At 70.7% G+C, this 9,018-nt stretch carries 6 protein-coding genes; 2 read left to right on the forward strand and 4 right to left on the reverse strand.

Features of this window, described 5'->3' with window-relative positions; genetic code table 11:
• Positions 1-1,845: ThuA domain-containing protein (locus tag Aph01nite_RS40040; RefSeq protein WP_204046315.1), on the reverse strand; the 1,845-nt coding region annotated here is incomplete at its 3' end.
• A 211-nt stretch (positions 1,846-2,056) separates the two neighbouring features.
• A complete protein-coding gene (locus Aph01nite_RS40045) occupies positions 2,057-3,361 on the reverse strand; it encodes an ROK family transcriptional regulator (RefSeq protein ID WP_239162338.1) in 1,305 nt (434 codons plus the stop codon).
• A gap of 215 nt (positions 3,362-3,576) precedes the next feature.
• Between Aph01nite_RS40045 and Aph01nite_RS40050 the strand changes: the two genes are divergently transcribed.
• Complete coding sequence (locus Aph01nite_RS40050) at positions 3,577-4,836, forward strand: ROK family transcriptional regulator (RefSeq protein ID WP_204046317.1); 1,260 nt, start codon at positions 3,577-3,579, stop codon at positions 4,834-4,836.
• 290 nt (positions 4,837-5,126) lie between these two features.
• Here Aph01nite_RS40050 and Aph01nite_RS40055 read toward each other — a convergent pair whose 3' ends face one another.
• The gene (locus tag Aph01nite_RS40055) at positions 5,127-6,278 is read right to left on the reverse strand and encodes an NAD(P)H-dependent flavin oxidoreductase (RefSeq protein WP_307836826.1); all 1,152 of its coding nucleotides are present in this window, start codon (positions 6,276-6,278) and stop codon (positions 5,127-5,129) included.
• On the reverse strand, positions 6,275-6,616 hold the full coding sequence (locus Aph01nite_RS40060; RefSeq protein WP_204046318.1) for a cupin domain-containing protein: 342 nt from the start codon (positions 6,614-6,616) through the stop codon (positions 6,275-6,277). The genes Aph01nite_RS40055 and Aph01nite_RS40060 overlap by 4 nt, the downstream gene beginning before the upstream one ends.
• Positions 6,617-6,854: 238 nt before the next feature.
• Between Aph01nite_RS40060 and Aph01nite_RS40065 the strand changes: the two genes are divergently transcribed.
• Positions 6,855-8,954 (forward strand): cellulase family glycosylhydrolase, encoded by a 2,100-nt coding sequence (locus Aph01nite_RS40065; RefSeq protein ID WP_204046319.1) that lies wholly within the window; start codon positions 6,855-6,857, stop codon positions 8,952-8,954.
• Positions 8,955-9,018 lie beyond the last annotated feature (64 nt).

The following is a 9,018-nucleotide window of genomic DNA, read 5'->3' on the forward strand; positions in this document are numbered from 1 at the left end:
GGCCTTGCCGTCCCAGTAGGCCGGCCACTTGACCGGCGAGTTGAGCTCGGGGTCGAAGCGGTAGACCGGGCCGCCCATCGGCGCGCCGCCGTTGAGCTCGGGGAAGTTGTTCTGGTCGACACCGCCGGTGTACCAGATCGTCGCCGCCTTGGCGGGCGGCAGGTTGGTCAGGCCGGTGTTGTTGGGCGAGTCGTTGACCGGCGCGGCGCAGTTGAACGCCGAGCCCGACGCCCGGGTCTGGAAGTTGAAGTCGATGTACGGCGTGTTGTTGCCCACGCAGAACGGCCAGCCGTAGTTGCCCGGCGTGCTGACCAGGTTCCACTCCACCGTGCCGCGGGGACCGCGGGTGGCGCTGGCGGAGCCGGCGTCGGGACCGTAGTCGGCCACCATCACGTGACCGGTCTCCGGGTCCAGGCCCATGCGGAACGGGTTGCGGAAGCCCATCGCGTAGATCTCGGGCTTGGTCTTCTCGGTGCCCGGGGGGAACAGGTTGCCCGCGGGGACGGTGTAGGTGCCGTCGTCCTGCGGGGTGATGCGCAGCAGCTTGCCGCTCAGGTCGTTGGTGCTGCCCGAGGTGCGCTGCGCGTCCCAGGCCGAGCGGCCGGTCTGCTCGTCGATCGGCGTGTAGCCGTCCGACGCGAACGGGTTGGTGTTGTCACCGGTGGCCAGCCACAGGTCGCCCGTCTTCTTGTCCATGAGCATGCCGCCGCCGTGGTGGCAGCACTCGGCCCGCTGGACCGGCACGTTCAGGACGACCTTCTCGCTGGAGAAGTCCAGCGTGTCGCCGTTGACGGTGAACCGGCTGAGCCGGTCGACGTTGGCGTTGTTCGGCGAGTAGAAGAGGTACAGCCAGTTGTTGGTGTCGAAGTCCGGGTCCAGCGCCAGGCCGAGCAGGCCGCTCTCGTTGGCGGTGAACACGTTCAGGCGACCGGCGGTGACGGTGGCGCCGGTGGTCTTGATGATCTTGACGTCGCCGAGGCGGTCGATGTAGAAGACCCGCCCGTCCTTGGCGATGTCGGTCATCATCGGGTTCGACGTGTTGTCGTCGAGGGTGACCTTCTCGAAGCTGCCGCTCTGCGACGCCGAGCAGTCCGCCTTCTCCGCGCCGGCGGCGGTCTTGATGCCGCCCAGCAGGTGGGTCAGGAAGGCCGGCTCGACGAAGCTCGCCTTGGTGTGGCCGAGGCCGGTGTACCAGGAGCGGCCGCCGTCGAAGTCCTGGCACCACACCGTCGGGTGGTCGATGCCCATGGTGGCGCCGGTGTAGGACTTGTCGTCCATCGACGCGAGGACGTGGACGTTGGCGCGCGGGTTGGTCGTGTAGTCGTACCACTCGTCGGTGCGCACCCACGAGGTGGGCAGGTGGGCCGTCGAGGGGTGCGCCTGGTCCTCCACCCGGACCGTGGCCTGCTGGATCGCCGGGTGCGACTTGAAGTACGCGCCGACGAGCTGGCCGTACCACGCCCAGTTGTAGCCGCTGTCGGAGGCGGCGTGCACGCCGGCGTAGCCGCCGCCGTTCTGGATGTAGCGCTGGAAGGCGGCCTTCTGCTCCGCCGTGCTCACCGGGTCGCCGGTGGTCGAGACGAAGATGACGGCGTCGTACTGCGCGAGGTTGGCGTCGGTGAAGGCCGCGCTGTCCTCGGTCGCGTCGACCGCGAAGTTGTTCTCCGTGCCGAGCTTCTGGATGGCCGCCACGCCGTCCGGGATGGAGTCGTGCCGGAAACCGGTGGTCTTGGAGAAGACCAGGACCTTGAAGGCGGGGTCCGCCGCGGCGGCCGCGTTGGCCGGCGCCGCGAGGACCGTCACGGCCGGGAGCAAGGGCGCGACGAGGGCGAGCGCCACCGTCACCGCCGTACGGCGTAATGAGCGATTTTCGCTTGCTGGCAGGACTGCGTTACGCAGCCTGGCCCACGTTCGAGAACGTGGTGACATGAGGGAAACCCTTTCCTGACTGGGGGAACGTCAGGCAAGGCGCGCGCCGCCGCGCTTGTTGCCACTTTTGTAGGGGTTGGATACTGCGGTGGCTGGAGGGTGCCATCTCCAGGTCTGTGGGGGCGGGTCAGTAGGCTGCCTGCCGGGGTATCGGATCCATGATCGTGTTCGGGTCGTCGATGAGCCGGTTGACCACCATGCTCGCGGCGCCGCGGGAGGCGGCGCCGAAGCCCAGGTCGGAGGCGACGAACCGGCACTGGGCCGCCGGGCCCGCCACGACCAGCCGCTCCAGCTCGCGCTGCGCGTGGGGCAGCAGCCATTCGGCCAGCGTGGCGAAGTAGCCGCCGACGACGATCACGCGCGGGTTGAAGAGGTTGACGACGATCGAGCCGCCGAGCCCGAGCCACCGCCCCACCTGCGCGACCGCCGCCAGCATGCGCTCGTCGCCCGCCGCCAGCCCTCTGGCGATCTCCTTGGCCCGTTCCTCGGGGTCGGAGACCGGCAGGCCGTCCTGCCCGCTGTCCTGCTGGTACGCCTGCTCGGGCATGGCCGTGCGCATCAGCGCCGCCAGGCCCACCTTGGTCTCCCAGCAGCCGTACCGGCCGCAGCCGCAGCGGTCGCCGGCGGGGTCCACGGGCAGGTGCCCGACCTCGCCGGAGAAGCCGTCCGCGCCGCGCAGCAGCTTGCCGTCCACGATGATGCCGCCGCCCACGCCGACCTCGCCGGTCAGGTAGACCAGGTGGGGCGTGCCGGCGGCGACGCCGGAGGTGTGCTCGGCCAGGGCCGCGAGGTTGGCGTCGTTGTCCACCATCACCGGCACGGCGGGGGTGCCGGGCGTGCTCAGCGCCTCGGACAGCCGGGCCGCCAGCGGCAGGTCCTGCCAGCCGAGGTTGGGCGCGAGGGTCACGACGCCGCGCGCCACGTCCACCATGGCGGGGACCGCCACGCCGATGCCGGCCGGGACCGCTCCAGCGCGCCGCATCGCCTCGACCGCCTCCCGGGCGCCCAGGCTGAGCCGGCGCAGGGCGCGGTCGGGGCCGCTGCCGACGGTGTCGAAGCCGACCCGGCGCTCCACCAGGACGCGGCCGCTCAGGTCGGCGCCGTGGATCGAGATGTAGTCGACGTTGATCTCCAGGCCCAGCGCCCCCACGTGCGCGCCGTGCAGGGCCACGGCCCGCCGGGGGCGGCCGATCGCCCCGACGTGCTCGATGCCGACCTCCCGCACCAGTCCTCGTTCGAGGAGCTCGGCCACCAGGTTGGAGACGGTGGCGCGGTGCAGGCCGGTCGCCTCCGCGATGTCCACCCGGGAGCGGGAGACGTGGTCGCGCAGGTGGCGCAGGACGAGCGACAGGTTGGCGCGGCGCAGCGCGGGCGGGCTCGTGGGCAGGGCGGCGCCGTCCGCGCGGGTCAGGTCCTGCGTCACGTGGGTCACCGCCATTCGTTTATCTCGAAAATCAATTAATGTGGTTTGTAACACGCATGTGTCCGAAGCACACCTCTTGATCGAGTAACGAGTTAGCATCGTCCGATGAAGCCCAGGTCAGCGCGATATCGATCTTGTTACCCGAACGTTACCGTCATGGGTGCCGCGCGGCATACGGGGGTACGGGACCCTAATTCGGCCAGCCACCTGAACGAATCGACGGGGTGACCGTGGAGCACCAGCCCGGCAGCCGGTCCGCGGGGGTTCCCGCGGACCAGGCCACGGTCCGCCGCGCCAACCTCTCCCTCGTGCTGCGCCACGTCAGCGCGCGCGGCCAGTGCTCCCGGTCGTCCGTCGCGGCCGAGACGGGCCTGAACAAGACCACCATCAGCAGCCTCGTCGGCGAGTTACAGGCGCGCGGGCTGGTCAAGGAGATCGGGCCGCACCACGCGGGCTCGGTCGGCCGTCCCAGCCTCGCGCTCGTCCTGGACGGCTCCGGGGTGGGCGCGCTGGGCGTGGAGCTCAACGCCGACTACATCGCCGCCTTCGCGACCGACCTGGCGGGCCGGGTGCTCGCCGACCGGCGGATCGGGTTCGACGCCATGGGGTCCGAGCCGGAGCGCTCGCTCGACAAGCTGGGCCAGGTGATCGGGAGCACCGTCGCCGAACTGGACCGGCGCGGGGTCGCCCTGGCCGGCCTCACCGTGGCCGTCCCGGGCCTGGTCGACACTGCCGGCGGGACCGTCGTCTTCGCGCCGAACCTCGGCTGGCGTGGGGTGCCGATGATCGAGCGGCTCCGGTCCGCGGGCGTGCCGGCGGGCGTGCCGATGGCCGTCGACAACGACGCCAACCTCGCCGCGCTGGCCGAATACCGCTCCGGGGTGGCGGTCGGCGTACCCAACCTGATCTACCTCACCGGGGAGGTCGGGGTGGGCTGCGGCATCATCACCGGCGGGCGTCCGCTGAGCGGGGCCGACGGGTTCGCCGGGGAGGCCGGGCACGTCATGGTCGATCCGTACGGAGACGAGTGCGGCTGCGGGCGGATCGGGTGCTGGGAGACCAAGGTGGGGCTGGCGGCGCTGGTGCGGATGGCCACACCCGACCGGGCGTACGGGGTGGGGCCGCAGGTCGTCCGCGATCCGGAGGAGCGGCTGGCGGAGATCGAGCAGCGGCGGGCCGACGGGGACCCGCGGGCGGAGGCGGCGGTGGCCGAGGTCGGCCGCTGGCTCGGGCGCGGCGCCTCGACGCTGGTCAATCTCTTCAATCCGCAGGTCATCGTGCTGGGCGGGTACTTCGCCCGGCTCGCGGAGCAGCTCATCCCCGTCGCGCGGGCGGAGCTGGCGCGGCTCGGCATGAGCGTCGCCGCCGACCGCTGCCGGTTCGCCGCGTCCACCCTCGGTTTCGGCGCGGCCTCGCGGGGCGGGGTCGACGTGGTCATCGAACGCGTGCTCTCCGATCCCACCAGCATCGCGATGCGCCCGTAAGACGTCTGGCAACCGGCGTGCAAGTCAGTCTTAAGTAGGCGGGCGTACAACTATCACCTAAGCAACCACGAAGGGGATAGAACAATGCGGGGGAACCTGACAATGCGGTGGAGTCTGCCGCGTGAAGACCAGCGCCACCGGGGTGACGAGCGAGGCGGGATCCAGGACACGGGGAACCGGGGCCCGAAGCGCAGGGCCCACCAGCTCAGCGCCAGCTGGGCTGTCGACGCCGACTGACGGCCGCGCTCCACGAGGCACCTCCTCGGGAGCGCGCCCGGACATCAGCGGGATCACAGGGCTTGGGCGAGGCGGGTCATGATCTGGGCGGCGGGCTCCGCGGTGGCGTGGAGGTGGCCGGTGCCGGCCCAGAGGTTGATGAGCTCCGGGTCGCCCGCGGCCACGGCCGCTTTGCGGATGGGGCTGGTCAGGTGGTGGAGCGCCGGGTAGCCGGCGGGGGCGGTCGCGGAGTGCCGGTCGGTGAAGACGTTGGGCAGGGCGCGTGCCGGTCTGCCCGTGAAGGCGCGCGTGACGAGGGTCTGGCCGCGTGCGGGGTCGGCGAGCGCGTCGCGGTGGGGCTGGGAGGCGCCGCTCTCGTCCGAGCGCAGCAGCACGGTTCCGACGCACGCCGCTACCGCGCCGGTGGCGACGGCCACGGCGACCGACTCGGGGGTGGCCAGGCCGCCCGCGGCGATGAGCGGAAGGCGTACCGCGGCGGCGATCTCGCCGAGCAGCTGGGTGAGGGGGGTCGCCGGCGGGATTCGTTCGGGGGTCAGCGTGCCCGAGTGGCCGCCGGCGGTGTACGCCTGCACCACCAGCACGTCCACGCCCGCGTCGGCGGCCAGCCGTGCCTCCTCGGCGGAGGTCACCGTCTGCGCGACGACGGTGCCCGCGCCGCGCAGCGCCTTGACGATATGGGCCTCGGGGACGCCGAAGGTGAAGCCGGCCAGCGGGACGGGGTCGGAGAGCAGCAGGTCGATCTTGTCCTGCCAGTGGTCGTCGTCCTCGGTCACGGCGATGCCGGTGACGTCGACGCCGTAGCGGTCCGCTTCGGGCCGCAGCGAGGCCGCGTACCTGCGGTAGTCGCCGGGGTCCACCGGGACCGGGTTCGGGGCGAAGAGGTTCACCCCGAAGGGCACGCCCGCCGTGCGCACCCGGGCGATCTGCTCGGCGAACGCGGCCGGGGTCTTGTAGCCGGCGGGGATGAAACCGAGCCCACCGGCCTCCGCCGCCGCCGTGACCAACTCCGGCGTGCTGCCGCCCCCGGCCATCGGAGCCGCCAGCAGGGGCAGGGTGACGCCCAAGCCGGTGAGTGCGCTGTGGATGGCGATTCCTTCCGTCGTACCCGAGGGGTGGACATCCCTAAGATATGCCCGGTCTCCCCCGCCGGAGCGCCGGGTAAGCCCGCAGCCAGGTATTTTCCCGCCCGGGCCGCAGGGCGTCAGCCCTGCGAGCCGGTACGCGACCCGTAAGCGGGACCGAACACCACCAGCAACGCCAGATCCTCGGTGACGTCCACGAAACGATGTTCCTCCCCCGCCGGAACGAAGATCACCGACCCGGGACCGACCACCGCGTCACCGCTCGCCGCCACGATCCGCGCCCGACCCGAGGTCACCACATAGATCTCGTCCTCGGTGTGCGGGCTCTGGTCGTCGACCCCGCCGGCCGGAATGCAGTACGTCCCCACGGAGAGGTCCGGCACCTTCAACTGCTCGACCCAGTCATTGGCAGCCCCGGCGGCCGGCTGCGTCCACTCCCCCGCACCCGTGACGATCTTCATGACGCCCAGCGTACCCACGCGCGCCCGCTCGCTGAACCGATCACCGGTCATGACGGCTCGATCCGCGGATCCGCCCATCCGAAGCCGGGGCGAGCTGAAAATTACATACCTCCGCTGAATGCTTCATGGCGAGAAGCAGGTCAGCCGGTTGGCCTGCGGAAACGTCCTGTACAGGCGGGGAGGCCGGGCCAAACATGGGAGCGCTCCCCGTCCAGGCTCCTACTGTGGAGGCTTGAAGATGAAGACACTGCGTTTATGGGCCCTCTCCGCGGCGGCCGCGCTGCTGGCGGCGATCGGGGTGACCGTCGCCTCGCCCGCGGCCCACGCGGCCATCGCCTGCTCTGTGACGTACGCGAAGGCCTGGGAGAACGGCGGCTCGTTCGGCGCCAACATCACGATCAACAACCTCGGCGACCCGGTCAGCCCGTGGACGCTGCGCTTCACCTGGCCGGGCAGCCAGCAGGTCGGCCAGGGCTGGAGCGGGAACTGGACCCAGTCGGGCCAGAACGTGACCGTGACCGCACCCTCGTGGGCGCAGAGCCTGGGTACGGGCGCCAGTGTCACCGTCGGCTTCAACGGCACCTACAGCGGCGCCAACCCGAACCCCACGGCCTTCACCCTGAACGGCGTGTCCTGCGGCGGCACCCCGTCCCCGTCACCCACCCCGACACGCACCCCGACACCGACACCGACACCATCGCCGAGCCCATCGCCGAGCCCATCGCCGAGCCCATCGCCGACGCCGGGTAACGCGCGGGCCGTGGTGGCCGCGATGCAGCCCGGCTGGAACCTGGGCAACTCCCTCGACGCCACCGGCAACGGCGAGACCTCCTGGGGCAATCCGCAGATCACGCCGCAGCTGCTCGACAACATCCGGGCGCAGGGCTTCAACAGCATCCGCATCCCGGTCACGTGGGGTCAGTACCAGGGCGGCGCGCCCTCGTACACGATCAACGCGACGCACATGAACCGGGTCAAGGAGGTCGTCGACTGGGCGCTCGCCGACGGGTTCTACGTGATGCTCAACATCCATCACGATTCGTGGCAGTGGATCCAGAACATGCCGGGCGACCGGGCCAACGTGCTCGCCCGGTACAACGCGATCTGGACCCAGATCGCCGCCACCTTCCGGAACTCCTCCGCGAAGCTGCTGTTCGAGAGCGTCAACGAGCCCACGTTCACCGGCAGCTCCGGCGACGCCCAGAACGCGACGCTGCTGCACGAGCTCAACACGTCCTTCCGGACCATCGTGCGCCAGTCGGGCGGCAACAACGCGACCCGGCTGCTCGTCCTGCCGACCCTGCACACCTCGGCCGACCAGGCCAGACTCGACGAGCTGGTCAGCACCTTCACCGCGGTGAACGACCCCAACCTGGTCGCGACCGTGCACTTCTACGGGTACTGGCCGTTCAGCGTCAACGTCGCCGGCGGCACCCGCTTCGACGCCACCGTCCAGCAGGACCTGACCGGCGTCTTCGACCGGGCCTACAACGCCTTCGTCGCCCGCGGCATCCCCGTGATCATCGGTGAGTACGGCCTGCTGGGCTTCGACCGCCACACCGGAACCGTCCAGCAGGGCGAGAAACTCAAGTTCTTCGAGTTCCTCGGCCACTACGCGCGCCAACGGCAGATCACCACCATGCTGTGGGACAACGGCCAGCACTTCGGCCGCACGTCCTTCCAGTGGGCCGACGCCGAACTGTTCGCCCAGATCAAGTCCAGCTGGACGACCCGCTCCGGCACGGCCTCCTCTGACCAGGTCTTCAACGCCCGGTCATCCGCCATCACCGGCAAGACGCTCACCCTGAACCTGAACGGCACCTCGTTCACCGGGATCCGCCAGGGCAGCACCGATCTCGTACGCGGCACCGACTACACCGTCTCCGGCGACCAGCTCACGTTCACGGCATCCGCGCTCACCCGGCTCACGGGCTCCCGCGCGTACGGCGTGAACGCGACCCTGTCGGCCCGCTTCTCCCAGGGCGTGCCGTGGCGGATCACCATCCTCACCTATGACCCGCCGGTCGTGCAGAACGCGACCGGCACGACGAACTCCTTCGCCGTCCCCACCACGTTCCGCGGCGACCAGCTCGCCACCATGGAGGCCAAGTACGCCAACGGCACCAACGCCGGCCCCCACAACTGGACGTCGTTCAAGGAGTTCGACGTCGCCTTCGCCCCCAACTACAGCGCCGGCTCCATCACCCTGCGCCCGGCCTTCTTCGCCGAGGTCAACGACAACGCGCGGGTCACGCTCACCCTCCACTTCTGGAGCGGCACGACCGTGACCTACTACGTCACCAAGTCGGGAACGACGGTCACCGGCACCACGAGCTGACCGGATCCTTCCGGCGGGCCACGGAATCGCGGCCCGCCGGAACTCGTCAGAAGTCCATGTCCCC

Source organism: Acrocarpospora phusangensis (assembly GCF_016862995.1).
Lineage (GTDB): Bacteria > Actinomycetota > Actinomycetes > Streptosporangiales > Streptosporangiaceae > Acrocarpospora > Acrocarpospora phusangensis.